This is a genomic window from Nonomuraea sp. NPDC049486, from assembly GCF_040676925.1.
Lineage (GTDB): Bacteria > Actinomycetota > Actinomycetes > Streptosporangiales > Streptosporangiaceae > Nonomuraea > Nonomuraea ferruginea.
The window spans coordinates 168,720-193,356 of sequence record NZ_JBFAPV010000006.1 but is presented as its reverse complement, the minus strand read 5'-3'; the positions used below and the strand labels follow the sequence as shown (position 1 = coordinate 193,356).

At 72.1% G+C, this 24,637-nt stretch carries 27 protein-coding genes; 12 read left to right on the top strand and 15 right to left on the bottom strand.

The window, feature by feature from the left end:
- Position 1 precedes the first annotated feature (1 nt).
- Complete coding sequence (gene fabG / locus AB0K05_RS19695; RefSeq protein WP_148031381.1) at positions 2 to 697, bottom strand: 3-oxoacyl-ACP reductase FabG; 696 nt, start codon at positions 695 to 697, stop codon at positions 2 to 4.
- Between the two features lie 77 nt (positions 698 to 774).
- On the opposite strand from fabG, the gene AB0K05_RS19690 reads away from it, so the two are divergent.
- Positions 775 to 2,268, top strand: a complete 1,494-nt coding sequence (locus AB0K05_RS19690; protein ID WP_271278395.1) for a TldD/PmbA family protein — start codon at positions 775 to 777, stop codon at positions 2,266 to 2,268.
- Entirely contained in the window at positions 2,265 to 3,635 is a 1,371-nt protein-coding gene (locus AB0K05_RS19685; protein WP_271278396.1) for a metallopeptidase TldD-related protein, read from the top strand. The genes AB0K05_RS19690 and AB0K05_RS19685 overlap by 4 nt, the downstream gene beginning before the upstream one ends.
- Here AB0K05_RS19685 and AB0K05_RS19680 read toward each other — a convergent pair.
- Positions 3,619 to 4,620 carry a linear amide C-N hydrolase gene (locus tag AB0K05_RS19680; protein WP_364230665.1) on the bottom strand — a complete coding sequence of 334 codons (1,002 nt, stop codon included), beginning with the start codon at positions 4,618 to 4,620 and terminating at the stop codon, positions 3,619 to 3,621. The genes AB0K05_RS19685 and AB0K05_RS19680 overlap by 17 nt on opposite strands.
- 819 nt (positions 4,621 to 5,439) lie before the next feature.
- Here AB0K05_RS19680 and AB0K05_RS19675 point away from each other — a divergent pair.
- On the top strand, positions 5,440 to 6,243 hold the full coding sequence (locus tag AB0K05_RS19675) for a nucleotidyltransferase domain-containing protein (protein WP_364230662.1): 804 nt from the start codon (positions 5,440 to 5,442) through the stop codon (positions 6,241 to 6,243).
- A gap of 383 nt (positions 6,244 to 6,626) precedes the next feature.
- Here AB0K05_RS19675 and AB0K05_RS19670 read toward each other — a convergent pair whose 3' ends face one another.
- Positions 6,627 to 6,839, bottom strand: a complete 213-nt coding sequence (locus tag AB0K05_RS19670; protein ID WP_148031377.1) for a dodecin — start codon at positions 6,837 to 6,839, stop codon at positions 6,627 to 6,629.
- A 99-nt stretch (positions 6,840 to 6,938) separates the two neighbouring features.
- Between AB0K05_RS19670 and AB0K05_RS19665 the strand changes: the two genes are divergently transcribed.
- Positions 6,939 to 7,253: a DUF3099 domain-containing protein gene (locus tag AB0K05_RS19665; RefSeq protein ID WP_148031376.1), complete on the top strand. Its 315-nt coding sequence runs from the start codon at positions 6,939 to 6,941 to the stop codon at positions 7,251 to 7,253.
- Positions 7,254 to 7,568: 315 nt separating this feature from the next.
- Here AB0K05_RS19665 and AB0K05_RS19660 read toward each other — a convergent pair whose 3' ends face one another.
- The 5 genes from AB0K05_RS19660 to AB0K05_RS19640 all read right to left on the bottom strand — a co-directional run bounded on the left by AB0K05_RS19660 (position 7,569) and on the right by AB0K05_RS19640 (position 11,243).
- Complete coding sequence (locus AB0K05_RS19660; protein ID WP_148031375.1) at positions 7,569 to 7,826, bottom strand: DUF6457 domain-containing protein; 258 nt, start codon at positions 7,824 to 7,826, stop codon at positions 7,569 to 7,571.
- On the bottom strand, positions 7,810 to 8,379 hold the full coding sequence (locus tag AB0K05_RS19655) for a molybdenum cofactor guanylyltransferase (RefSeq protein ID WP_271278399.1): 570 nt from the start codon (positions 8,377 to 8,379) through the stop codon (positions 7,810 to 7,812). The genes AB0K05_RS19660 and AB0K05_RS19655 overlap by 17 nt, the downstream gene beginning before the upstream one ends.
- Positions 8,376 to 9,386: a P1 family peptidase gene (locus AB0K05_RS19650; RefSeq protein ID WP_271278400.1), complete on the bottom strand. Its 1,011-nt coding sequence runs from the start codon at positions 9,384 to 9,386 to the stop codon at positions 8,376 to 8,378. Before AB0K05_RS19650 ends, AB0K05_RS19655 begins: the two co-directional genes overlap by 4 nt.
- Positions 9,386 to 10,375 (bottom strand): GTP 3',8-cyclase MoaA, encoded by a 990-nt coding sequence (moaA, locus tag AB0K05_RS19645; protein ID WP_219545759.1) that lies wholly within the window; start codon positions 10,373 to 10,375, stop codon positions 9,386 to 9,388. Before moaA ends, AB0K05_RS19650 begins: the two co-directional genes overlap by 1 nt.
- A gap of 70 nt (positions 10,376 to 10,445) precedes the next feature.
- Positions 10,446 to 11,243: an aminoglycoside phosphotransferase family protein gene (locus AB0K05_RS19640; RefSeq protein WP_271278401.1), complete on the bottom strand. Its 798-nt coding sequence runs from the start codon at positions 11,241 to 11,243 to the stop codon at positions 10,446 to 10,448.
- Between the two features lie 159 nt (positions 11,244 to 11,402).
- Between AB0K05_RS19640 and AB0K05_RS19635 the strand changes: the two genes are divergently transcribed.
- From AB0K05_RS19635 to AB0K05_RS19625, 3 genes are read left to right on the top strand one after another with little or no spacing between them, the layout of a single operon-like run.
- Positions 11,403 to 12,557 (top strand): RtcB family protein, encoded by a 1,155-nt coding sequence (locus tag AB0K05_RS19635; RefSeq protein ID WP_148031371.1) that lies wholly within the window; start codon positions 11,403 to 11,405, stop codon positions 12,555 to 12,557.
- A gap of 14 nt (positions 12,558 to 12,571) precedes the next feature.
- Positions 12,572 to 13,027 (top strand): type II 3-dehydroquinate dehydratase, encoded by a 456-nt coding sequence (gene aroQ, locus AB0K05_RS19630; RefSeq protein WP_148031370.1) that lies wholly within the window; start codon positions 12,572 to 12,574, stop codon positions 13,025 to 13,027.
- A 41-nt stretch (positions 13,028 to 13,068) separates the two neighbouring features.
- Entirely contained in the window at positions 13,069 to 14,295 is a 1,227-nt protein-coding gene (locus tag AB0K05_RS19625) for a serine hydrolase domain-containing protein (protein WP_364230656.1), read from the top strand.
- Here the strand turns inward: AB0K05_RS19625 and AB0K05_RS19620 are convergent, their stop codons facing one another.
- The 7 genes from AB0K05_RS19620 to AB0K05_RS19590 form a co-directional block, all read right to left on the bottom strand.
- A complete protein-coding gene (locus tag AB0K05_RS19620; protein ID WP_364230653.1) occupies positions 14,296 to 15,519 on the bottom strand; it encodes an IucA/IucC family C-terminal-domain containing protein in 1,224 nt (407 codons plus the stop codon).
- 52 nt (positions 15,520 to 15,571) lie between these two features.
- Positions 15,572 to 16,717, bottom strand: coding sequence for an alanine racemase (locus tag AB0K05_RS19615; RefSeq protein WP_364230650.1), 1,146 nt, complete (start codon positions 16,715 to 16,717; stop codon positions 15,572 to 15,574).
- 281 nt (positions 16,718 to 16,998) lie between these two features.
- Positions 16,999 to 18,690 (bottom strand): endo-1,4-beta-xylanase, encoded by a 1,692-nt coding sequence (locus tag AB0K05_RS19610; protein ID WP_364230648.1) that lies wholly within the window; start codon positions 18,688 to 18,690, stop codon positions 16,999 to 17,001.
- A 256-nt stretch (positions 18,691 to 18,946) separates the two neighbouring features.
- Positions 18,947 to 19,177, bottom strand: a complete 231-nt coding sequence (locus tag AB0K05_RS19605; protein WP_364230646.1) for a hypothetical protein — start codon at positions 19,175 to 19,177, stop codon at positions 18,947 to 18,949.
- Positions 19,174 to 19,779: a TIGR00645 family protein gene (locus tag AB0K05_RS19600; protein WP_148031365.1), complete on the bottom strand. Its 606-nt coding sequence runs from the start codon at positions 19,777 to 19,779 to the stop codon at positions 19,174 to 19,176. Before AB0K05_RS19600 ends, AB0K05_RS19605 begins: the two co-directional genes overlap by 4 nt.
- Positions 19,780 to 19,905: a hypothetical protein gene (locus tag AB0K05_RS19595; RefSeq protein WP_364230642.1), complete on the bottom strand. Its 126-nt coding sequence runs from the start codon at positions 19,903 to 19,905 to the stop codon at positions 19,780 to 19,782.
- Between the two features lie 115 nt (positions 19,906 to 20,020).
- Complete coding sequence (locus AB0K05_RS19590; RefSeq protein ID WP_364230640.1) at positions 20,021 to 20,224, bottom strand: hypothetical protein; 204 nt, start codon at positions 20,222 to 20,224, stop codon at positions 20,021 to 20,023.
- Positions 20,225 to 20,454: 230 nt separating this feature from the next.
- Here AB0K05_RS19590 and AB0K05_RS19585 point away from each other — a divergent pair, with 230 nt between their 5' ends.
- Genes AB0K05_RS19585 through AB0K05_RS19565 form a run of 5 tightly spaced genes read left to right on the top strand, consistent with a single transcriptional unit; the run spans position 20,455 to position 24,635 of the window.
- Positions 20,455 to 21,546: an ABC transporter ATP-binding protein gene (locus AB0K05_RS19585; RefSeq protein ID WP_219545765.1), complete on the top strand. Its 1,092-nt coding sequence runs from the start codon at positions 20,455 to 20,457 to the stop codon at positions 21,544 to 21,546.
- The gene (locus tag AB0K05_RS19580) at positions 21,539 to 22,630 is read left to right on the top strand and encodes an ABC transporter ATP-binding protein (RefSeq protein WP_364230637.1); all 1,092 of its coding nucleotides are present in this window, start codon (positions 21,539 to 21,541) and stop codon (positions 22,628 to 22,630) included. Before AB0K05_RS19585 ends, AB0K05_RS19580 begins: the two co-directional genes overlap by 8 nt.
- On the top strand, positions 22,627 to 23,544 hold the full coding sequence (locus AB0K05_RS19575; protein ID WP_222708926.1) for a sugar ABC transporter permease: 918 nt from the start codon (positions 22,627 to 22,629) through the stop codon (positions 23,542 to 23,544). The genes AB0K05_RS19580 and AB0K05_RS19575 overlap by 4 nt, the downstream gene beginning before the upstream one ends.
- A 59-nt stretch (positions 23,545 to 23,603) precedes the next feature.
- The gene (locus tag AB0K05_RS19570; protein ID WP_364230940.1) at positions 23,604 to 24,356 is read left to right on the top strand and encodes a carbohydrate ABC transporter permease; all 753 of its coding nucleotides are present in this window, start codon (positions 23,604 to 23,606) and stop codon (positions 24,354 to 24,356) included.
- 3 nt (positions 24,357 to 24,359) lie between these two features.
- On the top strand, positions 24,360 to 24,635 hold the full coding sequence (locus tag AB0K05_RS19565) for a DUF2160 family membrane protein (RefSeq protein WP_219545769.1): 276 nt from the start codon (positions 24,360 to 24,362) through the stop codon (positions 24,633 to 24,635).
- Positions 24,636 to 24,637: the final 2 nt, after the last annotated feature.

The window sequence follows — 24,637 nt, the reverse complement described above, 5'->3', positions numbered from 1 at the left end:
GTCAGTGCCCCATTCCCAGACCGCCGTCGACGGGGATCACGGCCCCGGTGATGTAGGAGGCGTCGTCGCTCGCCACGAAGCGGACGACGCGCGCGACCTCCTCGGGAGACGCCTGGCGCCCGAGGGGGATGTTCTTGACGATCGCCTCGGTGTCGAGCTCGGCCGTCATGTCGGTGGCCACGAACCCGGGCGAGACCACGTTGACCGTGATGCCGCGCGAGCCGTACTCGCGGGCCATGGAGCGGGCGAAGCCGATCAGACCGGCCTTGGAGGCGGCGTAGTTGGTCTGGCCGGCCTGGCCGAGCAGGCCGATCACGGAGGAGACGAGGATGACGCGGCCGCGCTTGAGCCGCATCATGGGCCGGATGGCCCGCTTGGCGACGCGGTAGGCGCCGGTGAGGTTGGCGTCGATGACGTCGGTGAAGGTCTCCTCCTTCATCATCGCCAGCAGGGTGTCCTTGGTGATGCCGGCGTTGGAGACGAGGACCTCGACCGGGCCCTGCTCCGCCTCGACCTTGTCGAAGGCGGCCTCGACCTCGGCCATGCTGGTCACGTCGCACCGGACCCCGAACAGCCCTTCCGGCGGCTCCCCCGAGCGGTAGGTGACGGCGACGGCGTCGCCGGCGGCGGCGAGTTCACGGGCGATCGCGAGGCCTATGCCGCGATTGCCTCCGGTGACGAGTACAGAGCGTGCCATGACACCAGACGCTATCGGCTACCCGCCGGTACCCGCTTATCCGGGGGACACAAGATCACGGGGTTAGGATCGTGGACATGCGCCAGATCGACTCCGATTTCCTCGCGCTGCCGCTGCGGCGGCTCGCGGACGCCGCCCTGCAGCGCGCCCGCGACCTGGGCGCCGAACACGCCGACTTCCGGCTGGAACGCGTCCGCGCCGAGACGCTCAGCCTCTACGACGCCCGCCTCGAAGGCGCCTCCGACGCGGACGACCTGGGCTACGCCGTCCGCGTGGTGAAGGGCGGCACCTGGGGCTTCGCCGCCGGGATCGAGCTGACGCCGGAGGCCGCGGCGCTGGTGGCCGAGCAGGCGGTCCGGGTGGCGCAGGTGAGCGCGCCGATCAACCGCGAGCCGATCGAGCTCGCGCCCGAGCCGGTGCACGCCGACGCCACATGGGTGTCGTCCTACGAGATCGACCCGTTCGAGGTGCCGCAGGCCGACAAGGTGGCGCTGCTGGCCGACTGGTCGGCGGGGCTGCTCAAGGGCGCCGACCACGTCTCGGCCCGGCTGCTGCAGGTCAAGGAGCAGAAGTTCTACGCCGACACGGCCGGCACCACGACCACGCAGCAGCGGGTGCGGATCCATCCGAGCCTGAACGCGATGAAGGCGTCGGAGTCCGGCTTCGACGACATGTCCACGATCGCGCCCCCGGTGGGTCGCGGCTACGAGTACCTCACCGGCACGGGGTGGGACTGGCAGACGGAGCTGGAGGCGCTGCCGCTGCACCTGGCGGAGAAGCTGGCGGCGCCGTCGGTCGAGGCCGGCGACTACGACCTGGTGGTCGACCCGTCCAACCTGTGGCTGACCATCCACGAGTCGATCGGCCACGCCACCGAGCTCGACCGGGCGCTCGGCTACGAGGCCGCCTACGCCGGCACCAGCTTCGCCACCTTCGACCAGCTCGGCGAGCTGGTGTACGGGTCGCCGTCGATGAACGTCACCGGCGACCGCACGGTCGAGCACGGGCTGGCCACCGTCGGCTACGACGACGAGGGCGTGCTGGGGCAGAGCTTCGACATCGTCCGCGACGGCGTCCTGGTCGGTTACCAGCTCGACCGGCGGATGGCGCTGATGAAGGGGCTCGGCCGGTCCAACGGGTGCGCGTTCGCCGACTCGCCCGGCCACACCCCGATCCAGCGGATGGCCAACGTGTCGCTCCAGCCCGCGCCCGGCGGCCCCGACACCGAGGAGCTGATCGCCGGCGTCGAGCGCGGGCTGTTCATCGTCGGCGACAAGAGCTGGTCGATCGACATGCAGCGCTACAACTTCCAGTTCACCGGGCAGCGCGCGTACCGGATCTCCCACGGGAAGCTGGCCGGGCAGGTCCGCGACTTCGCCTACCAGGCCACCACGACCGACTTCTGGCAGTCGATGGAAGCCGTCGGCGGGCCCCGGACCTACGTGCTGGGCGGCGCGTTCAACTGCGGCAAGGGCCAGCCGGGGCAGGTCGCGCCGGTGAGCCACGGCTGCCCGTCGGCGCTGTTCAGGAACGTCCGGATACTCAACACCGTTCAGGAGGGCGGAAAGTGACTCCCCAGCAGATGGTGGAGAAGGCGCTGGAGCTCTCCACGGCCGACGGGTGCGTGGTGCTGGCCGACGAGCAGTCCACGGCCAACCTGCGTTTCGCCGGCAACACGCTGACCACCAACGGGGTGGCGCGCTCCAGCCGGCTCACGGTGATCTCGGTGGCCGGTCAGGGCGTCGGCGTGGTGTCGCGCGCCGCCGTCCGCCCTGACCAGCTCGCCGACGTGGTGGCCGCCGCCGACGCGGCGGCGCGCGACGCGCGGCCCGCCGAGGACGCCCGCGAGCTGGTGTCCGGGGTGCCCGCCAGCCCGTCCTGGGACGAGCCGGTGCCGCCGACCGGCATCGACGTGTTCGCGGACTTCGCGCCCGCGCTCGGCGAGGCGTTCTCGGCCGCCGCGTCGGGCGGCAGGAAGCTGTACGGGTTCGCCGAGCACACGCTCACCTCGACCTTCCTCGGCAGCTCCGCTGGGCTGCGGCTGCGCCACGACCAGCCGACCGGCAGGCTGGAGCTCAACGCCAAGTCCGAGGACCTCAAGCGCTCGGCGTGGACCGGCGTGGCCACCCGCGACTTCACCGACGTGGACGTCGCCGGACTCGACTCCGGGCTGGCGCGGCGGCTCGACTGGGCCAAGACGCGGGTCGACCTGCCCGCGGGCCGCTACGAGACGCTGCTGCCGCCGACGGCGGTGGCCGACCTGATGGTCTACCTCTTCTGGTCCGCGGGCGCGAGGGACGCCGTGGACGGCCGCTCGGTGTTCGCCAGGCCGGGCGGCGGCACCAGGGTGGGCGAGCAGCTCGCCACGGTGCCCGTGACGCTCTCCAGCGACCCCGCGGCCGCCGGTATCGCCTGCTCGCCGTTCGTGACGGCGCACTCCTCCGGCCGGCAGAGCTCGGTGTTCGACAACGGGCTGCCGCTGTCGTCCACCGACTGGATCCGCGAGGGGCGGCTGGAGGCGCTGCTGCAGACCCGCTACTCGGCCGAGTTGAGCGGGCTGCCGGTGACGCCCGCCATCGACAACCTGATCATGAAGGGCCCCGGAGAGGGCCGCTCGCTGGACGACATGATCGCCTCCACCAAGCACGGGCTGCTGCTGACCTGTCTGTGGTACATCCGCGAGGTCGACCCGCAGACGCTGCTGCTGACCGGGCTCACCCGCGACGGCGTCTACCTGGTCGAGCACGGCGAGGTGGTGGGCGAGGTCAACAACTTCCGGTTCAACGAGAGCCCGGTCGACCTGCTGGGCCGGCTGAGCGAGGTGGGCGGCGCCCGGCAGACGCTGGCGCGTGAGTGGGGCGACTACTTCACCCGCACCGTCATGCCCGCCGTGCGGGTGCCGGACTTCAACATGTCGACGGTCAGCCAGGCGAGCTGATCGCCAGCTCGTGCACCCTGCTCCACCGCTGCCCGGTGACCAGCCGGGCGGTGAGGTCGTCCAGGTCGTAGACGATCGACCACCGGGTGTGCGGCTGCGCCACCCGGCGCAGCAGGTCGAGGGCGTCGGCGCCGGTGCCTGCGCCCTTGGCCAGGGCGCCGTAGCGGGCGTCCGACAGCCGGTCGGCCGGGCTGGTGCCGGCCATGGTGATGTTGGTGAGGATCCGGTCGTCGACGACGTGCAGTTCGCCGCCGCCGTACTCGGCGACGACGGCGCGGCCGGTCCGGTCGGCGATCAGGTAGTGCACCTGCGGCCCGCCGGTGAACTCGATGTCGTAGCGGCGCATCAGCGCGATCGCCTCGTCCACGGTGGCGGCCCGGTCGAGCATCAGCCGGATGATGCGCGTGGTGCCCACCAGCGCGCGGCCCGGCGTCCGTTCGGGCAGCTCGGCGTCGGGCGTCTGGGCCAGTCCGACGGCCAGGCCCTTCTCGTTCATGCCGTCGAACGGCAGCAGCACCGCGTGGCCGAGCCGCCGCCGGTGCCCAGGGTCCGCCAGGTCCGGCCCGCCGCCGTCGAGCACGTACGAGACGTCGGAGACGGAGATCGAGGCGTACGCGCCGGGAGCCTTGGCGTGCACCACCATGGCGGCGTTCGGGTCCCAGTCGAAGTTGCGGGCGAACTCCGGGCCGCCTGCCGACTCGGGGCCGCGGGCGAACAGCGAGCACGCCCAGGCGCTGTCGGGGCGGGCCAGTTCCTCGTCGGTGAGCGGCGCCTCGGCGTCGTAGCCGCCGTGGTAGGTCATCTCGTACATCGGCAGGTCGTCCAGCCGCCGCAGGCTGCCCGCGGTCCGCTCGACCTGGTCCTGGTTCTGCCGTAACACCGGGCTCTCCCCCGCGGGCCGCCGCGCCGCCGGCTCCCCCGCGCACGCCACTGTGGAAGCGACGAGGAGCAGTGCCGTCAACACCCCCGCGGTACGGCTGCGCATGACCGAAGTGTGCCGTCCACTCCCCCCATCTGTCACCCCCTACAAGCCTCTGGTGATCGTTCGCCGCCGAGGAGAGGCATGGCTGGAGCGACCGGATCCGCCCCCTGACGCCCCCGGTCGTCGAGTCGCGTGAATCCCACCCCGACGCCCGCCGTGGATGAGAGGCCGCTTCCGCTCTCCTGACGCCCACCTCGGACGAGGAGAGGCCGCTTCCGCCCCCTGACCGCCCACCGTGAATGAGGAGAGGCCGCTTCCGCCCCCCTGACGCCCACCGCGGACGAGGGGCCGCCCCCGGCCCGACGAGGTCCCTCGATCGCGTAGCGGGTCGGCACGTGATGCGGCCGGTGCCGCGGCGGCCGGACGGCCGACGGAGGTGCGGCCGACGGAGGTGGCTATCGGCCGACCCGCCAGCGCGTCGAGCGCCCACGCGGGCAGGCCGGTGGTGCGGGACCGGCGTTGTCCGCCGGCACCGCGGTTGCGCGGGCGCCGCCGCGCGGTGGTGGCCGCCGAGGCAGCGCCATCGGTACGACGGCCGGCTACGCCCGATGGTCACCGACCTTATGCCCGCCCTTTCCGCCGGAGGGGCGACCGCCGCCGTCCCGCCTCGATGCGTCCCTACGGGGATCCGAAACCGATCGCCGCCATTGCCGGTGGCGGCAGAGCGGTAGTCGACGGGGTTGGGACGGTGGGGGCGCCATTGCGGCCTGCGGGTGGCGGGCGCCGGAGGCTGGTTGAGGGGCGGGTGGGGTGGTGTCAGGGCGGACGTAGGATGGGCACTATTTGATCTTGGATGACCATGCCGGATGGGGAGGGTGGGCGGTGCGGACCGTTGTGGCGGAGATGGCGGAGCGGCTGGTCGAGGTGCCGGGGGTGGTGGGGGTGCTGCTGGGCGGCAGCCGGGCGCGTGGGGAGCACCGGCCGGAGTCCGACTGGGATCTGGGCGTCTACTATCGGGCGCCGCTCGACGTGGAAGGGCTGCGGAAGCTCGCGGGGCCCGGGGTCGAGGTGGCCGGGCCGGGCGGGTGGGGGCCGTGGGTGGACGGCGGGGCGTGGCTGGAGGTCGGCGGCGTGGCGGTGGACTGGATCCTGCGCGACGTCGACCGGGTGCGGCGCGTGTGGGAGGACTGCCGGGAGGGCCGCTACGAGGTGGGCGTCCAGGTGGGGCATCCGCTGGGGTTCTGGTCGCCGTGTTACGCGGGTGAGGTGGCGCTCGGCGCGATCCTCGCCGATCCGCACGGGGAGCTGGGACGGCTGCGGCGGGAGGCCGCCGTGTACCCGGAGCGGTTGCGGGAGTCGCTGATGAGGGCGGCCGAGGAGGCCGGGTTCCTGGTGGAGGTGGCGGGCAAGGGCGTGGGCAGGGCGGACACCCTCTACGTCGCGCTCTGCCTGTCGCGGGCGGTCGGCGTGCTGGTGCAGGCGCTGTTCGCGGCCGAACGGCGGTGGTGCCTCAACGAGAAGGGCGCACTGGCGGTCGCGGAGACACTGCCGGGCGCCCCCGCCGGGTTCGGCCGCCGGGCCCGCGCGCTGCTCGGCGGCCTGGGCGAGACCCCGGAGTCGCTGGCCACGGCGGTGGACGCGGCGCGTGAACTGGTGGCGGAGACGCGGGACGCGCTCCACCGGTGAGTCGATAGCGGAACCCAGGACGCGCTCCGCCCATGAGCCGGCGGCGGAAACCCCCAGACGCGCTCCGCCGGTGAGCTGATGGCGGAGACCTTGGGCACGTTCGGCTGTTGAGCTGGCAGGGAAACCCGGGACGCGCCCGCCGGTGAGCTGATGGCGGAACCCGGGACGCGCTCCGCCGGTGAGCCGGCGGTGGAGGCCCGGGGCGCGCTCGATCTGTAAGCCAGTCAGGACGAGCGGTTCCGCGGGCGGGTGGCGTCCGCCGTCTCGTCGCTGATCGCCCACGGCCGTCGAGCCGCGAGGGCTCGCCCGTCCTACCCGGCCGGGTGGCGTCCGCTGTCCCGTCGCATCGCCCGCGGCCGTCGAGCCGCGGGGGCTCGACGGTGCTAGCTGTCCTCCAGGCGGAAGCCGACCTTCATGCCGACCTGGAAGTGGGCCACCTCGCCCGCGTCGATGTGGCCGCGCACCTCGGTCACCTCGAACCAGTCGAGGTGGCGCAGGGTCTGCGAGGCCCGCCTGATGCCGTTGCGGATGGCCTGGTCGACGCTCTCATGCGAGGTGCCGACGATCTCGGTCACGCGGTACGTACGATCCGTCATCTCCGAATCCTCCTTACTCCAAGGCCATGATCGCATGACCCATAGTGCCGTCCAGGGGCGCTGTCGCCGCCGGCCCGTCCGAGGTCTAACGTGGGGGGTATGAGGAGTTGGCGCAGGAAGCAGGCGGTCCACACGGTCACGGACGCCAGGCCTTCGCTGAGCACCGACATCCGGCGCCGGGAGCGGAGCTACCTCATCAAGATGGGCATCCGCACGATCTGCCTGATCCTGGCGGTGGTGGTGCCGCTGCCGTGGCCGTACAAGCTGCTGTTCATCGCCGGTGCGGTCTTTTTGCCGTACATAGCGGTTATCGGGGCCAATGAGCGTGGCAAGGACGCCCCACCTCCCACCTTTCAGACCCCGGAAGCTAACCAAAGCGAGATACCGATGCACCGACGCGAGATCGGGTCGTGACTAAGTCTTGACGCATCCCACGGGTTGTAGGTGTACGCTTTAGCCAAGCGCTCCGGTCCCCCGTCGGAGTGCTGGTGCCGGCGTTCCGGGCCCCCGTCGGAACGCCGATGAAGCGACGCCGGGTGGTTTGCCCCCGTAACCACCCGGCGTCGCCCTTTTCCCGGCAAAACTTTCGAAGCCGATGATCTGTTCACGAGCCGGCTTCGCAGTCGGATAGGGCCGCTTTCCCGAAATCGTTTACACCCCGCCAGCCCCACAATTCACAGGGAATCTTCAGGGTCGGGCGGGGCTTGACTGCACGAGTTCGTTCCAGTGTCAGCGGTCGGTCAGCGTCTCGGTTGTGGTCTGGCCCCAATTCCTGGCGAGCGCGGTCAGCCGCTCCACCGCCTCCTCCGGCGCGGTCCCGGCGCCCTGGGCCAGCCCCAGCAGGTAGGCGGTCAGCGGCGCGGCCGGCCTGGCCACCCCGTGCGCGACCTCCTTCGTCAGCTCCAGGATCTGGTCGCGGTCCACCCTGGCCGGGTCGATGCCCAACTCCTCGCAGGCCAGCGCGGTCCACTCAGCCAGCACGTTCATTCCGAGCCTCCTCCAGGTCGTCCCTGGTGTCGCAGTCGAACCAGGCTTGCCGGGGCAGCGGCACCCGCCGCCCCACGAGCGGCGCCAGCAGCCCGCGCAGCGACCGCCCCTCGTAGGCCGCCAGCGCCTCCCGCAGCCCGGCGGCTTCCCAGACGCCGAGCAGCCACTGTTCGCGTCCTTCCCCGTCCACGGCGACCGCCCCACGCCCTGCGCCGGTATGCGCCAGGAGGGTGGAGAGGTGGGAGGGGGCCAGGAACGGGAGGTCGCCGGCGAGGAGGACCACCCAGGGGGCGGTGACCTCGGCGAGCCCCGCCCGGAGCGCGGGCACCGGCCCGGCGCCCGGCGGGTCCTCGCGGACGAAGACGGCGCCCGGGATGGCCCTGGCAGGTCCCACGATGACGACGCGCCCGGCCTCACGGGCGGCGGCGGCGACGTTGCCGACCATCGGCGTGCCGCCCACCTCCAGGCCGGGTTTGTCCACCCCGCCCAGCCGTTCAGCCCTGCCGCCCGCCAGGATCACCGCGTCGAACACGTCTCCACCGTACGCGGTCATGTCCTCAGGAGCTCCAGAAGACGCGGCGCGGGGAGCGCGTGGGCGGTGCGGCCCTCGGCGCCCGTGGTCGTCTCGGCCGCGAGCAGGGAGTTCAGCACGGACTCCTCGACGGCGTCCATGGCCGCGCCGAACAGCGGGTTCAGCTCGTGGTCGGGCATCGGGGCGTGCCCGGTGCGGGTGGTGAAGGCGATGGCGTAGTCGCCGCTCCCGTGGCTGTAGTCGGCGCCCACCCGGCCGAGCGCGAAGACGGCCCGCCTGGCCAGCCGGGTGAGCTGCCGGGCGTCCACGGGCGCGTCGGTGGCGATGACGATCATGCAGGAGCCCGCCTCCTCCGGCCCGGCTGGAGGGAGGCGCTCGCCGGGGAGCCCCAGGGAGGAGGGGGTGATCGGGCGGCCGTGGAGGCGGAGGGTGCCGCCGAAGTTGGCCTGGACGAGGGCGCCCAGCGTGACCTGCTCGCCCGCGGCATGCAGCAGGCGGGAGGCGGTGCCGATGCCGGCCTTGAAGCCGAGGGCCGTGGTGCCCGTGCCGGCGCCGGCGCAGCCCTCGGCGACGGGGCCGCCGGTGGCCGTGGCGACGGCCCGCAGGACGTGGGCCTCGGTGACGGGGCGGGCGCGGATGTCGGACAGGTGGCCGTCGTTGCACTCGCCGACCACCGGGTTGAAGGTCCGTACGCCGGCGCAGCCCGGCTGCGCGAGCATCCAGGTCACCAGCGCGTCGGCGGCGCGGAACGCCGACAGGGTCGCCGTGAGCACGATCGGCGACTCCAGCAGGCCGAGCTCGGACAGCTGGGTGGCGCCGACGAGCTTGCCGTGGCCGTTACCGGTGAACAGCCCGGCGGGGAGCGGCGCGTGCGGGCCGATCCCGCCGGGCACGACGGCGGTGACGCCGGTGCGGACGGCGGGGTCGCGGACGAGGGTGACGTGCCCTACGCCCACGCCGGGCACGTCGGTGATCGCGTTGTGCCGGCCGCTGTCACCGGTGGCGAGGCCCAGGTCGCGGGCCCGCACTAGCCGCCGATCGCCGACATGGGGCGGGCCGGCTGGAGGAAGGAGGGGTCGTCGATGCCGTGGCCGGGACGCTTGCCCGCGACGGCGGCGATCCACCGCTCGGCCAGCTCGTCGTCGGTGGCCCCCGCCCGCATGGCGGACTTCAGGTCGGACTCCTCGCGGGCGAACAGGCAGTTGCGGATCTGACCGTCGGCGGTGAGCCGCACGCGGTCGCAGGCGCCGCAGAACGGCCTGGTGACGGACCCGATCACGCCGACCCGCGCGGGCCCGCCGCCGATCAGGAACCGCTCTGCGGGCGCGCTGCCGCGCTCCTCCACGTCGTCGGGGGTGAGCTCGAAGGAGCCGGACAGCAGGGCGAGGATCTCGTCGGCGGTGACCATGTTCGCGCGGCTCCAGCCGTGCTGCGCGTCGAGCGGCATCTGCTCGATGAAGCGCAGTTCGTAGCCCTGCTCCAGGCACCAGCGCAGCAGCGGCACCGCCTCGTGCTGGTTGACGTCGCGCATGAGCACGGCGTTGACCTTGACCGGGCGCAGCCCGGCGCGGTGCGCGGCGGCCAGGCCGTCGAGCACGTCGGGCAGCCGGTCGCGGTGGGCGAGCCGCTTGAACGTGTCACGGTCGAGCGTGTCGAGGGAGACGTTGACCCGGTCCAGCCCGGCGCCGGCGAGCGCGTCCGCCATGCGGGCCAGGCCGATACCGTTGGTGGTGAGCGACACCTGCGGCCGGGGCCGCAGCGCGGTGGTGCGGGCCACGATGTCGGCGAGCTCCCGGCGCAGCAGGGGCTCGCCTCCGGTGTAGCGGACCTCGGTGACGCCGAGGCGCTCGACGCCGATGGTGACGAGCCTGACCACCTCGTCGGCGGTCAGGAGCTGGGCGTTGGGCAGCCAGTCGAGCCCTTCCGGCGGCATGCAGTAGGTGCAGCGCAGGTTGCATTTGTCCGTGAGGGACACCCGAAGATCGGTAGCCACCCGCCCGAACGAGTCACGCAGCATGGGCGTCACCTCCCGTGGTCGCCAAAAGGACAGCCTACGTCCGCCTTGTGTCCGGTCTCAAAACGGCGCATCACCGTACGGCCTCCTGGAGGACGAGCGCGTGGCGTGCCACGTGGGCCGCGTCGGCGAGATACAGCGCGTCGTGGCCGCCGGCCAGGTGGGCGGCGAAGGCGGCATCGCCCGCCGCCGCCTTCTCGCGGATCAGCCGCGCCATGCCGTGCAGGCGCTCCCCCACCACGTCCGTCAGGGCCGCGCGGTCGGCGGCGGCGAGCCCGTACGCGTCGCAGAACAGCCCCAGCCGCCGCGCCTGCTCGGGCACGGGCGTGGGCGCCTCCCCGTGGCCCTGGGCGGTCAGGGGGACGAACCGGTAGGCCGCGTACGCGACGTCCCAGAGCCTCGGCCCGGGGTGCGCGGTGTCGAAGTCGATGAACGCGACGGGCGCGCCGTCGCGGAAGACGCAGTTGTAAGGGGCGATGTCGGCGTGGCAGACGACCTCGGCGGGCTGGCGCGGCGGGAAGTACCACGCGGCGTCGCCGGGCGGCGTGAAGCCGGTGGTCGCGTCGTGGTAGGCGCGCAGCAGGCCGGCCACGGCCCGCAGGGTGGCGTCGTCGCGCACGTACGGGGGCACCGGGTCGCAGGCGGCCGTGCCGGGGACGAAGTCGAGGATCTCGCGGCCCTGCCCGTCGAGGCCGTGGGCGCGGGGCGCGCCCGTGAAGCCGCGCGCGGTGAGGTGGCCGAGCAGCGCGTGCACGGCGGGCGTCCACGGACCGGCCGGCCTGCGCACGGTGTCGCCGACGCGGACGACCACGTTGACGCCACCGCCCGCGAGGATCTCCTCGGTCGTGGATCCGGTCGGGTCAGGCAGCACAGCTCACGCTCCACCCACGCTCCACCCGCAAAGTGCCGTAACAGGATGATCGTAACAAGCTCAATTAACCGTCCCATATTCCGTGCCAGCGTAAATGAGTGGGCTGGAGCGGCGGTTCCAGGGCAGACTGGATCAAGGACGATCAAGGAGTTTCCCGTCATGCCGAACCAGCCCGCCCCGAACCTGCTGTCCTGGGCCAGCGAGATCGACGACCGCACGATCGAGCAGGCGGCCCGCGCCGCCCGGATGCCGATCGTGTCCGGTCACGTCGCGCTCATGCCCGACGCGCACGTCGGCATCGGCGCGACGGTCGGCTCGGTCATCCCCACCGAGGGCGCGATCATCCCGGCCGCCGTCGGCGTCGACATCGGCTGCGGGATGGTCGCCACGGAGACCACGCTGACCGCCGCCGACCTGCCCGACACGCTCGCCGCCCTGATGTCGCTGGTCGAGCGCCGCATCCCGGCCGGCGTCGGCCAGGGACACCAGGACCCGTCGGTCGACCGGGCGCTCAGCGAGCTCGGCCACCCGCACACGAGCCTGACGCGGGAGCAGGAGACCAAGGTCGCCCGCCAGTTCGGCACCCTCGGCTCGGGCAACCACTTCGTCGAGGTCTGCCTGGACGAGCGCGACCGCGTGTGGACCGTGCTCCACTCGGGTTCGCGCGGCATCGGCAACCAGCTCGCCACCATGCACATCACCGGTGCGAAGAACCTGATGAAGCGCCAGGCGATCGGCCTGGAGGACCCGGCGCTGGCCTACCTGGTGCAGAACACGCCGGAGTTCGACGCCTACATCGAGGACATGCTCTGGTCGCAGCACTACGCCATGGCCTCGCGGGCCCGCATGGACAAGGTGCTGGTCAACGCCCTGTTCCAGGTCGTCGGCACGGGCCGGAGGGTGCGGACCATCAACTGCCACCACAACTTCACCCAGCTGGAGACGCACCACGGCAAGCGGCTGTGGATCACCAGGAAGGGCGCGATCAAGGCGGACACCGGCGACGAGGGCGTCATCCCGGGCTCGATGGGCGCGCAGTCGTACATCGTGCGCGGGCGGGGGAACGCCGACTCCTACCACTCGTGCGCGCACGGGGCGGGGCGGCGGATGTCGCGCACCCAGGCCAAGCGCGAGCTGTCGGCGAGGTCGCTCAAGGCGGCGATGGGCGGCCGCACCTGGAACGCCGACCGGGCCGCCGCGCTGGTCGACGAGCACCCGGAGGCCTACAAGCCGATCGACCGGGTGATGGACGACCAGAAGGACCTGGTCACCGTGCAGCACACGCTGCGGCAGGTCTTCAACTACAAGGGCTGAGTACGATCAGTCGGATGACATCCGTCTACGTGTTCAACGGCCCGAACCTCAACCTGCTCGGCACCCGCAAGCCGGAGGTGTACGGGACCACGACCCTGTCCGACGTCGAGACGATGTGCCGGGAGGAGGCCGAGGCGCTCGGCCTGGAGCTGGTCTTCGGGCAGTCCAACCACGAGGGCCAGCTCATCGACTGGATCCAGGAGGCGGGCGCCGCGGTCAAGGCCGGCCAGGCCGTCGGCGCGGTGCTGAACCCCGGCGCCTACACCCACACCTCGGTCGCGCTGCACGACGCGATCGAGGGCGTGGAGCTGCCGGTGATCGAGCTGCACATCTCCAACGTGCACCGCCGCGAGCCGTTCCGGCACCACTCCTACATCTCGCCCGTGGCCAGAGGGATCGTGGTCGGTTTCGGGGTGTACGGGTACGTGCTGGCGATCAGAGGGCTGCACAACGCCGCGCGACCGGCCTAGAATCCTGTTCTAGATTTGTTCCGGGCTCCGGAGGAGGCGCGGTGGGCGAGCTGAAGGTGACCTGCGACCCGGAGGACGTCGGCCTCGACTCCGCCCGCCTCCGGCGGATCGACGCCCATTTCGCCCCGTACGTGGACGACGGGCGGCTGCCCGGCTGGCTGGCGCTGGTGAGCCGGCGCGGCGAGATCGCCCACCTGTCCGCGTACGGGTCGCGCGACGTCGCGTCGGGCGCCCCGGTGGAGCCGGACACGCTGTTCCGGATCTACTCCATGTCCAAGCCGATCACCTCGGTCGCGGTGATGATGCTGTACGAGGAGGGGCTGCTGGAGCTGACCGACCCGGTCAGCCGCCACCTCCCGGCGTTCGCGGACGTGCGCGTGTACGAGAAGGGGCCGGCCTTCTCCCCCGTCACCCGGCCGGCGGCGGAGCCGGTGCGGGTGTGGCACCTGCTCACCCACACCTCGGGCCTGGTGTACGGGTTCCAGCACGTGAGCGTCGTGGACGAGCTCTACCGGCGGGCCGGGTTCGACCGGGGAGCGCCGCGCGGGATGGGCCTGGCCGAGGCGGTCGACCGGTGGGCGGAGCTGCCGCTGCTGTTCGAGCCGGGCACACAGTGGAACTACTCGGTGGCCACCGACGTGCTCGGCCGGCTGGTCGAGGTGGTGTCGGGCCGGCCGCTGGACGAGTTCCTGAGCGAGCGGATCTTCCGGCCGCTGGGCATGGACGACACCGGGTTCTGGATCGACGGGGAGCGGGCGGGGCGGATGGCCACGCTCTACTCGGCGGACCGCCACCGCAGGGCCGTGCCCATGGACACGCGGGGCGCGGAGCTGCGGCGGCCGTCGTTCCTGTCGGGCGGCGGCGGGCTGATCTCGACGGCGGGCGACTACCACCGGTTCACCCAGATGCTGCTGCGCGGCGGCGAGCTGGACGGGGTTCGGCTGCTCGGCCCGCGCACCGTCGCCTACATGACGCGCAACCACCTGCCGGGCGGGGCCGACCTGGAGGAGTTCGGGCGGCCGGTGTTCGCCGAGGTGCCGTACGCGGGGGTCGGGTTCGGGCTCGGGTTCGCGGTGGTGCGGGACGCCGCCCGGCACCGGACGCTGAGCTCGGCGGGCGAGTTCAGCTGGGGCGGGGCGGCGAGCACCGCGTTCTGGGTGGACCCGGCGGAGGAGCTGACGGTCGTCTTCATGACCCAGCTCCTCCCCTCGGACACCCATCCGATCAGGAGCAGGCTGCGGCAGCTCGTCTACCAGGCGCTGCTGTAGCTAGCGCCAGGCGGGGGGCTCGCCGGTGTCGACGAGGTTCCACCTGCCGTCGGCGTGCAGGCGGTCCTCGTAGTAGTGGACGGTGGGCGGCAGGCCGACGCGCGGCCCGGCGGCGAACTCCTCCCGCGCGGCGCGCCGCAGGTGCTCCGGGTCCACGCCGAGGGTGTCCGCGGCGACCCTGGCGAGGCGTTCGAGCGCGTGGTGGCCCATGAAGCTGTCGTAGGTGAGGCTGAAGACGCGCTCGCGCGGCTGCTCGACGTCGCGGGAGATGACGTTCACGGGCGGCAGGTCGCGGGTCAGGCCACGCTCGGCGCGGGTGGCGGGGTCGATGTAGACGCCGCAGTCGCGGTACAGGATCGCGGTGCGGCGGCCGTCCGGGTCGAACGCGAACAGCGTGTTCTGGCCGTGCGGCTCCGGTACGCAGCCCGTGGCGGAGACGGCGCGCAGCCAGAGGCGCACCATGGGGGCGACGACCCGGCTCGCCAGCCAGCCGGTGGGGTCCTCGCCGCTGCGGGCGGCGAGCTGCGCCATGAGCGGCGGGTCGTCCGGGCCGCGCACGTCCTGCCCGTACAGCGCGAACAGCGGCACCGTGAACCGCGGGGTCCCCCGGGCCGGGCCGGGGAGCAGGTGGGGGCGGATCTCACGGATGAGGAAGCCCCAGGCCTCGGCCGGGTCGGCGCCCAGGACTCCGGCGGCGACCTCGGGGAGGACCGGCAGCCCGGCCGCCGACAGCTCCTCGGCCGCCCAGAGCTGCACCGAGATGATCGGCCGCCGCAGCCGCCGGGTGAAGCGCGACAGCCGCCGGGGGTAGTGGAGCTTGACGAAGTGCGGCTCCACCGGCTCGTCGCCGATGCGCTCGACGAACACGGTGCGGGCGTTGGCCGACGGCACCACGGTCAGGTCGGGCCCGCGTTCGGTGAGCGCGTCCCGGTCGGGCAGGCCGGGGAAGGCGAGCGTCTCGGGGTGCACGGGCAGCAGGAACCCGTCGCCGCCCCGGTAGAGCTTGACCGTGGTGGACTCCAGCGCGTTGCGCAGGAAGGTCCCCCGCTCGGGCGGCACGCGGAAGGTCGGCACCGCGAACCGGTCGAGGCCGAGCTGCGGATGGTACGGCTCGGAGATCTCCAGGTCCGCGGAGAAACGACTGTAGGCGCGGGTGCCCGCGCCCAGATACCGTTCGGCGTACTGCCACACCCGCAACGGTTCCCGCCGGTCGTCAAAGATCATTCGCACCCGTTCCTTGGTAGGAGAGCCGGTAGATACCCGGCCCGGCACGGTCTCAGTCGAGGTAGCGGAAGCGCGGCGGGGGGTGCATGAGGAACTCGTGGTGGGACAGGTTCCAGGCGTACGCGCCGGCCAGCTCGAACACCACGAGGTCGCCAGGCCGCAGCCCGGTCACCGGGACGTCGCGGGCGAGCACGTCCCTGGGCGTGCAGAGCTGGCCGACCAGGGTGGCCGGGCCGGTGAGCGCGGGGCCGGCGACCGCCCGGTGCAGGACGGTGAACGGCTGGTCGTGGCCGCGGGCGACGGGGGTGCGCAGGTGGTGGGTGCCGCCCCGCAGGACGGCGTAGTCGCGGCCGTGGTTGCGCTTGACGTCGAGCACGTCGGTGACGTACCAGCCGTGGTACGCGGTGAGCGACCGGCCGGGCTCGACCCGGAGCCGCGCCCCTGTGGCGGGCAGGGTGGCGGGCAGGGCGGCGGCGTACGCCTTCCAGTCGAACACCTGGTCCGGCGCCCGGTAGTCGACGCCCATGCCGCCGCCGAGGTCCAGCTCCGGCTCGGTGAGGCCGGGCAGGTGTGCGCGGAGCCAGGGCAGCGCCCAGGACGTCACCCGGCGGGCCAGAGCGGCCATGGCGGGGGCGTCGTGCTGGGCCCAGGTCAGGTGGGTGTGCAGACCGCGCACCCGGATGTGCGGGGCGGCGGCCAGCAGCGGCAGGCAGGCGGCCAGGCCGTCCTGGTCCATGCCGAACGGGCTGGCGGCGGCCTGCCGGGTGTCCTCGCCGGGCAGGTCCGGGTTGGCGCGCAGCAGCACGTCCGCCGGGGCGCCGAGGGCGATCAGGCGGGCCAGCTCGCGGGGGCTCTCCACGTGCAGCCGGTGCACGCCGGGCGTCAGGGCGAGGGCCAGCTCGGCGTCGGTCTTGCCGGGTCCGCTGAAGGCGATCGGCAGGTCAGGGGCGACCTCGCGCACGTGCGCCAGCTCGCCGCCGGAGGCCACCTCGAAGCCGTCCACGTACGGGACGAGCGCGCGCAGGATCTCGGCGGCCGGGTTGGCCTTGACGGCGTAGTAGAGCTCGGCGGTCCCGGCCAGCGCGCCGCGCACTCCGGCGGCGTGCGCACGCAGCGCCGGCAGGTCGTACACGTAGGCGGGCAGGTCTCCCCCGCCGGCCAGCCGCAGCGCCTCCGCCCGCACGGGCTCCGTCACCATCGGCGCTCCCCTCTCGTCCCCTGGAGCAGACGGTACGGCAGAGGGATCATGGCCCGCGCGCCGGGGCGGGACGCACGGAAACCCCGTCCCGCCGGCCCCCGTCGCGTACCGGAGAGGGGTGTCCCGGACGGGACGGGGCGGCGGGACGGGGTGGTTCCGTTCCTCCGCCCCGTCGAGGCAGTCACGGGGACGGAGGAACGGAACGGGGGCGGAGGGTCAGAGGGGTGACCGCGCGGGCTCCTCGGCGCTCGCCGTGCCTCCCTCGAACCCGCGCGGGGATCTCACGGTGAGGCGCAGGTGTAGCCGGACACCGTCTGGGTGTTGCCGTTGGGCCGGCTGACCTGGAAGCCGAACGAGGTGCTGGCGCTCGGGCCGAGGTTGCCGTTGTAGCCCATGCTCTTGGCGGTGACGGTCTGGCCGCTGGTGGTGAGGGTGGCGTTCCAGGAGCCGGTGACGCTGTGGCCGGCGGGGAGGGTGAAGGTGACGGTCCAGCCGTTGATGGCCGACGATCCGCTGTTGGTCACGGTGACGGGCTGGATGACGTACCCGTTGCCCCACTGGGTCTGGACGGTGCCGGTGGCGGTGCAGGGGCCGCTCGGGCCGCCGCCGCCGGTGGTGGTGAAGGTGACCGCGCTGGACGGGCTGGACAGGTTGCCGGCGCCGTCACGTGCTCGCACGTACACCTGGTACTGGGTGTCGGCGGACAGCCCGGTCAGGTTGATGGAGTTGGTGGACGACTGGCCGAGCTGCGGGTCCGTGGTGCCCTGCTCGCGGTAGACGTTGTAGCCCGCCAGGCCGCTGCCGCCGGAGTCGGTGGAGGCCGACCAGGTCAGCGTGGCCGAGCTGCCGGTGACGTTGGAGGCGGCCGGGGTGCCCGGGGTGGTGGGCGGGGTGGTGTCGGAGGGAGTGCCGCCGTCGAGCGCGTTGTGGACGGCGGTGTAGGACGGCTTCTGCTGGTAGTTCTCGTCGTAGATGAGCGCGGCGCCCTCGCCGGAGAACGTGTCGGGCACCCACGAGTGCCGGTCGGTGAAGCCCCAGATGGTGACGCCGGCGCAGGCGTTCACGGCCAGGCAGGCCTGGATCACGTCCCGGTAGTAGTTGGCCTGGGTGGTGTCCTTGCTGGAGCTGCGGGGCATCTGCATGCGGATGTCCACCTCGGTGATGCGGACCTGGACGCCGAGGGCGGCGAAGCGCTCCAGGTTCTGCCGGAGGTCGCTGGGGAAGCCGTACTGGATCGCCAGGTGGCTCTGGAAGCCGACGCAGTCGACGGGCACGTTCTGCTCGCGCAGCGAGCGCACCAGGTTGTACATGGCGGTGCTCTTGGCGTTGATGCCCTCGACGTTGTAGTCGTTGATGCACAGCCGGGCGTCCGGGTCGGCGGCGCGGGCGTAGCGGAAGGCGTCGGCGATGTAGCTCTGGCCCAGCGTGTTGTACCAGAACGACGAGCGCAGGTTGCCGTTCTCTTCGAAGACCTCGTTCACCACGTCCCAGGAGACGACGGCGGCGTTATCGGCGTAGCGGCCGACGACCTGGCTGATGTGGTTCTGCATGGCCGAGCGCATGGCGGTGGCGCCCAGGCCCTGCACCCAGCCGGGGGTCTGGTTGTGCCAGACGAGGGTGTGGCCGTGCACCTGCTGGTTGTTCTGGGTGGCGAAGTTGACGATGGTGTCGGCGCCGGAGAAGTTGAACTGGCCCTGGTTGGGCTCGGTGGCGTCCCACTTCATCGCGTTCTCGGCGGTGATCTGGTTGAACTCGGTCGCCGCGATGTTCCGGTACTGGGTCTCGTTCGACAGCGGTCCGGTGGCGAGCGCGGTGCCGATGAACTTGCCCCGCGCCGCGGCGTGCTGGCGCAGTGGGGCCGAGGCGTCGGCGGGGCCGGCCGGCAGGAAGAACACGGCGAGCAGCCCGAGCAGGGCCGCCGCCGCGAGCGTCCTGGGCCGGCTGCCGGGTCTGATGGGGGTTGACGAAAGCACGAGCACCTACCTCCGGAAGCTTGCCAAGATCCGGTCCCGAAATCTTTCGGCCTCTTCGGGATCCCTGCCGGGACGGTAGGGACAGGCAGGAGACAGGGTCAATGCCCGCGCGCGCACGCTGCTGTTAGAGCAGGTGGAGAGCTGAAATTATCGGCAATCTCGTGAAACTTTCATCGAGCGAAGTGCCTGTTCTCATGATGGCGTGCCCGCCCCCGCTGGGGGAGATGAGGGGCGGGCACGGTCTGGTGGGCCCTCGTCAGGCGTCGTCGTCCGACACCCGGGAGGCGTCGGCGCAGGTGCTGGTGCCCGTGCTGAGCAGCTTCAGCGCGGCCCCGCAGGTGCTGACCGGCGCGGAGACCGGCTCGACGATCTCGTCGTTGAAGATGATTACGTCGCCGATCAGGGAGGAGGCGGGCTTGGCGGTCTCGGGAGCCTCGGCGGCGGCGGGGGCGGCGGGGGCGGCGGTGCACACCAGGCCGGCGATCACGCCGCCGAGACCCGTGACGGCGAGGCGCCGGCGGGACCGGCCGTCTGGTCGGAGCGGTGGCGGCTGCTCTGCATGATCCGGTCGATCAGCGCGAGCGCCACCGCCGAGGCGATGAAGGTCAGGTGGATCAGTGTCTTCCAAAGCAGCTCCCTGTCGGTGACGGCCGGTCTGGCCGCGTTGATGAAGATCTGGAGGAGGTGGATGGACGAGATGCCGATGATGGCCATCGCGAGCTTGACCTTGAGCACGTTGGCGTTGACGTGGGAGAGCCACTGCGGCTGGTCGGGGTGGCCCTCGATGCGCAGCCGCGAGACGAACGTCTCGTAGCCGCCGACGATCACCATGATCAGCAGGTTGGAGATCATCACCACGTCGACCAGGCCGAGCACGATGAGCATGACGGTGGTCTCGGCCGGATGGCCGGTGAATCCCAGGTGGACGAGATGCACGAGCTCGGCCATGAACCGCCACACGTAGACCACCTGGGCGGCGATGAGGCCGAAGTAGAGCGGCGCCTGGATCCAGCGGCTCAGGAACATCACATAGCCGAGCCGGCTGGCGGCGCGTCGCCGGGCGGGAAGGGTGCGCAGCTGCGGATACATCTAGGACGTGAGAATGTTCACGTGCTGGACCACGGCCTCCAGGCGGGCGATCGGTTCGCCGCCGATATGAGACGGCAGGACGATCGCCGCCGCGGCGAGGGCGGCGGCCAGGGCTCGGTCGGACATCGCAGCTCCTTCGTTCATGAGTGGGGGGACGCGCGCGGGGGCGGGGACCGGGGGATCCGTCCGGGCGGCGCGGCTGGAGACCGCGCCGCCCTCGCCACCGGCCTGGGGGAAGGTGTCAGGGAGCCAGGCAGTGGACGGCGGGGAGCTCGGCCGGGATACCCGGCGAGCTGGGATCGACGAGACTGGTCGCACCGGCGGCGCTCTCGGCCAGACAGAGCGAGACCGCGACCGGGTCGACGACGGCGTGGGCGGGGGTAGCGGCGAGCAGGCCGGCGGCCACGAGCGCGGCGGCCGTCAGCGAGCGGGTGGTGGGTCGCATGTGCCCTCCTTGGGCGGGTAATCGGGTCACCCCGGGATTGCTACCCACCGTAATCACAAAGTAACTCTGCGTACAAGAGATGCCTGTGGATTCTCATCTTCCCGCCGGATAAATCCCGCTTCGCACCACAAAATCCGGCCTTTGCACGAGGTTGTGGATCATGTTAACTAGAGGTGAAAAGTCTCGATCGTCGCGGTAGCTGACACCTGTTCCGGGAAGGACCGGGCACAGTGACGCTCGTCATCGATGGCGTCTCCGTACGCCGGCGCGGGGAGATCTGGCTCGACGACATCCACCTGGAGTCATCCGGTGGCATGACGACGCTCCTCGGGCCGATGACCGCGGGGAAGACCACGCTGATGCGGGTGGTGGCCGGGCTGCTGCCGCCGGACGCCGGGCGGGTGGTGGTCAACGGCGAGGACGTCACCGGCGTGTCGGTGCGCAAGCGGTCGGTGGCCTTCGTCTACCAGCAGTTCATCAACTACCCGTCGCTGACCGTCTACGAGAACATCGCCTCCCCGCTGCGCCTGGCCGCGGAGTTCCCCAAGGGCGAGGTGGACCGGCGGGTGCGCGAGGTCGCGGAGCTGATGGGCATCGGCGAGCTGCTCGGCCGCCGTCCCGGCGAGCTGTCGGGCGGCCAGCAGCAGCGCACCGCGATCGCCAGGGCCCTGGCCCGGCCGGTGGACGTGCTGCTGCTCGACGAGCCGCTCGCCAACCTGGACTTCAAGCTGCGCGAGCAGTTACGCGCCGACCTCAAGCGGATGTTCAGGGACTCCCCCGGCGTGGTGCTGTACGCGACGGCGGACCCGAACGAGGCGCTGTCCTTCGCCGCGCCGGCGGTGGTGCTGGGCGAGGGCCGGGTGCGGCACCGGGGCGACCCCGCGGACCTGTACGCCGGGCCGCCGACGCTGGAGGTGGCCGCGACGCTCAGCGACCCGCCGCTGAACCTGCTGCCCGGCCTGGTGCGCGACGGCCGGATCGAGTGCCTGGGCGCCTCGTTCCCCGCGCCGGGCCTGACCGGGCCGGACCGGCGGGTGGTGGTGGCGGTGCGCCCGCACCAGGTGGGCATCGAACGGGCCGGCCCCGGGATGCTGGAGTTCCCGGCCGAGATCAGGCTGGCGGAGGTGACGGGCAGCGCCACGTTCGTCCACCTGCTGCTGGAGGGCGGGACGCACCTGGTGGCGCATCTGGCGGGCACGCACCCGTACGAGCCGGGAGAGCCGGCGGTGGCGTACGTGGATCCGGCGCGGGTGTTCGTGTTCGGCGAGGACGGCGCGCGGCTGCATGCCCCGCTGGGGGCGGAGGTCCGCCCGCATGGCTGAGATCCGCCTGGAAGGCGTGGCGCACAGTTACGACGGCGGCGGCACGTGGGCGCTGAAGCCGATGACGTGGACCTGGCGGACCGGCCGGGCGTACGCGCTGCTCGGGCCGAGCGGGTGCGGCAAGACGACGCTGCTCAACATCGTCAGCGGGCTGCTGACGCCGACGCGGGGGCGGATCTGGTTCGACGACCGCGAGGTGACCGGGGTGCCGCCGGCGGGGCGGAACATCGCGCAGGTCTTCCAGTTCCCGGTGCTGTACGACCAGATGTCGGTCTACGACAACCTGGCCTTCCCGCTGCGCAACCGCGGGTACCCCAAGCAGGAGGTGGACCGGCGGGTGCGCCGGGTGTCGGGCCTGCTCGGGCTGGACGAGCACCTGCACCGCCGGTCGCGGCGGCTGGACCCGGGCCGCCAGCAGATCGTGGCGCTGGGCCGCGGCCTGGTCCGCCCGGAGGTGGCCGCGGTGCTGCTGGACGAGCCGCTGACCGTGGTGGACCCGGCCATGAAGTGGACATTGCGGAGCAAGCTCAAGGAGATCCACCGCGACACCGGGCACACGCTGGTCTACGTCACCCACGACCAGACGGAGGCGCTGACGTTCGCCGACGAGGTGGTGGTGCTCAACGACGGCGAGATCGTGCAGGCCGGCGAGCCGGGCGAGCTGTTCCTGTCGCCCGCGCACGAGTTCGTCGGCCATTTCATCGGCTCGCCCGGCATGAACGTGCTGGACGGGGCGGTGGCCGGCGGGCTGGTGCGGGTGGGCGACGCCGCGGTCGGCCGGGCGTCCGGCGACCTGCCGCCGGGGCCGGTGCGGATCGGGGTGCGGCCGGAGTTCGTGCGGCTCACAAGCGAGGAGGCGCCGCCCGGCATCGCCGCCCGGGTGACCGGGATCGACCGGATGGGCGCGTACGACCTGGTGCACACCCAGGTGAACGGGCACCCGCTGGTCGCCCGCACGGACGCGGCGGCCGCGCACGAGCCGGGCTCCGTGACGTTCCTGCGCTTCGCGGAGGGCCGGGCGTTCCTGTTCAGGGACGCGGTCCGGTGCGGGGTGGTCGAGCCGCTGCCGGGGAGCGCCCCGTGACGGCCGCCCTCCCCTCGCGGCGGACGGAGCCGGCCGCCGAGGACCGGGCCCAGGGCAAGCGGCGCGCCAACCGGGCCTGGTTCCTGGTGCTGCCGGTGGTGGTGTCGGTCGCGTTCACCGCCGTCATCCCGCTGATGACGGTCGTGAACTACTCGGTGCAGGACATCTTCAGCCCGGACGACCGGCTCTTCGTCGGCCTGGAGTGGTTCCGGTCGGTGGCGCGCGACCCGGAGGTACGGGCCGCGTTCGTCCGCACGCTGCTGTTCTCGGCGCAGGTGCTGCTGCTGGAGATCCCGCTGGGCGTGGCGGTGGCGGTGGTGATGCCGCGTCGCGGCCTCGGCGTGCCGGCGGCGCTGGTGCTGGTCGCGCTGCCGCTGCTCATCCCGTGGAACGTGGTGGGCACGATCTGGCAGATCTTCGCCCGGCCGGACATCGGGCTCGGCGGCTGGGCCGTCAACAACGTGCTCGGCCTGGACTACAACTACACGCTGGACGCCGGCGACGCGTGGATCACCGTGCTCGTCATGGACGTGTGGCACTGGACGCCGCTGGTGGCGCTGCTGGCGTACGCGGGGCTGCGGTCGATCCCCGACCCGTACTTCCAGGCGGCGCAGATCGACGGCGCGTCGGCGTGGGCGACGTTCCGGCACATCCAGCTGCCGCGGCTGCGCGGGGTGCTGACGATCGCGATCCTGCTGCGGTTCATGGACAGCTTCATGATCTACACCGAGCCGTTCGTGGTGACCGGAGGCGGGCCGGGGAACGCGACCTCGTTCCTCAGCGTCCTGCTGTCGAAGATCGCGGTCGGGCAGTTCGACCTGGGGCCGGCGGGGGCGTTCTCGCTGCTGTACTTCCTGGCCGTGCAGATCGTCTGCTACGTGTTCTTCACCGTGCTGACCAGGACCGGGAGGTGAGCACGGTGCGGAGGCTGCCGTGGGCGCGGACGGTGTTCTGGCTGTACGGGATCACGCTGATGCTGCCGCTGCTGTGGATGTTCGGCATGTCGATCCGCCCGAACCAGGACATCCTCGGCAGCTTCCGGCTCATCCCGGAGCGGGTGACGTTCGACAACTACGTCACGTTCTTCACCGACCCGGTGTGGTACTCCAGCTATGTCAACTCGATCGTCTACACGTCCATGAACGCGGTCATGTCGCTCGTCATCGCGCTGCCGGCCGCGTACGCGTTCTCCCGGTTCAGGTTCGTCGGGGACAAGCACCTGTTCTTCTGGCTGCTGACGAACAGGATGGCGCCGCCCGCGGTGTTCCTGCTGCCGTTCTTCCAGATCTACCAGGCGGTCGGGCTGTTCGACACCCATCTGGGCGTGGCCATCGCGCACATGCTGTTCAACGTGCCGCTCGCGGTGTGGATCCTGGAGGGCTTCATGTCCGGGATCCCGCGCGAGATCGACGAGACGGCCGCGATCGACGGCTACTCGCTGCCCCGGTTCTTCGTCAGGATCTTCCTGCCGATGATCCGGTCGGCGATCGGCGTCACGCTGTTCTTCTGCTTCATGTTCAGCTGGGTCGAGCTGCTCATCGCGCGCACGATCACGTCGGTGAACGCCAAGCCGATCGCCGCCACCATGACCCGCACGGTGAGCGCGGCGGGCGTCGATTGGGGGCTGCTCGCGGCGGCCGGGGTGCTGACGATCGTGCCGGGCGCGATCGTCATCTGGTTCGTCCGCAACTACATCGCCAAGGGTTTCAGTCTGGGGAGGGTGTAGCCGATGCCCGACTGGATGGTGTGGACCGGGCCCACCGCCGCCGTCTTCGTCGGCCTCGGCCTGCTGCTGTGCGGGATGGCGATCTGGGCGAGGATCTCGCCGCCGGTGTCGCGGCGGGGGTTCCTGCGCATCGAGACCGATCGGGGGGACCGGCTGTACATCGGCCTGATCAGCGCGGCCGCCGTGCTCGCCGGGTGGATCGCCGTCACCGATCTGTCCATGTGGCTGGCGCTGGCGGTGGCGTTCCTGGTGGTGCTGGCGATCGGGATGTGGGGCTGACT

Bases quoted from the DNA above. Each gene is read 5' to 3' on its own strand.
- fabG (WP_148031381.1), bottom strand. From the start codon at position 697: ATGGCACGCTCTGTACTCGTCACCGGAGGCAATCGCGGCATAGGCCTC.
- AB0K05_RS19690 (WP_271278395.1), top strand. From the start codon at position 775: ATGCGCCAGATCGACTCCGATTTCCTCGCGCTGCCGCTGCGGCGGCTC.
- AB0K05_RS19680 (WP_364230665.1), bottom strand. From the start codon at position 4,620: ATGCGCAGCCGTACCGCGGGGGTGTTGACGGCACTGCTCCTCGTCGCT.
- AB0K05_RS19670 (WP_148031377.1), bottom strand. From the start codon at position 6,839: ATGACGGATCGTACGTACCGCGTGACCGAGATCGTCGGCACCTCGCAT.
- AB0K05_RS19665 (WP_148031376.1), top strand. From the start codon at position 6,939: ATGAGGAGTTGGCGCAGGAAGCAGGCGGTCCACACGGTCACGGACGCC.
- AB0K05_RS19660 (WP_148031375.1), bottom strand. From the start codon at position 7,826: ATGAACGTGCTGGCTGAGTGGACCGCGCTGGCCTGCGAGGAGTTGGGC.
- AB0K05_RS19655 (WP_271278399.1), bottom strand. From the start codon at position 8,379: ATGACCGCGTACGGTGGAGACGTGTTCGACGCGGTGATCCTGGCGGGC.
- moaA (WP_219545759.1), bottom strand. From the start codon at position 10,375: ATGCTGCGTGACTCGTTCGGGCGGGTGGCTACCGATCTTCGGGTGTCC.
- AB0K05_RS19635 (WP_148031371.1), top strand. From the start codon at position 11,403: ATGCCGAACCAGCCCGCCCCGAACCTGCTGTCCTGGGCCAGCGAGATC.
- aroQ (WP_148031370.1), top strand. From the start codon at position 12,572: ATGACATCCGTCTACGTGTTCAACGGCCCGAACCTCAACCTGCTCGGC.
- AB0K05_RS19620 (WP_364230653.1), bottom strand. From the start codon at position 15,519: ATGATCTTTGACGACCGGCGGGAACCGTTGCGGGTGTGGCAGTACGCC.
- AB0K05_RS19615 (WP_364230650.1), bottom strand. From the start codon at position 16,717: ATGGTGACGGAGCCCGTGCGGGCGGAGGCGCTGCGGCTGGCCGGCGGG.
- AB0K05_RS19600 (WP_148031365.1), bottom strand. From the start codon at position 19,779: ATGTATCCGCAGCTGCGCACCCTTCCCGCCCGGCGACGCGCCGCCAGC.
- AB0K05_RS19595 (WP_364230642.1), bottom strand. From the start codon at position 19,905: ATGTCCGACCGAGCCCTGGCCGCCGCCCTCGCCGCGGCGGCGATCGTC.
- AB0K05_RS19590 (WP_364230640.1), bottom strand. From the start codon at position 20,224: ATGCGACCCACCACCCGCTCGCTGACGGCCGCCGCGCTCGTGGCCGCC.
- AB0K05_RS19580 (WP_364230637.1), top strand. From the start codon at position 21,539: ATGGCTGAGATCCGCCTGGAAGGCGTGGCGCACAGTTACGACGGCGGC.
- AB0K05_RS19570 (WP_364230940.1), top strand. From the start codon at position 23,604: ATGCTGCCGCTGCTGTGGATGTTCGGCATGTCGATCCGCCCGAACCAG.
- AB0K05_RS19565 (WP_219545769.1), top strand. From the start codon at position 24,360: ATGCCCGACTGGATGGTGTGGACCGGGCCCACCGCCGCCGTCTTCGTC.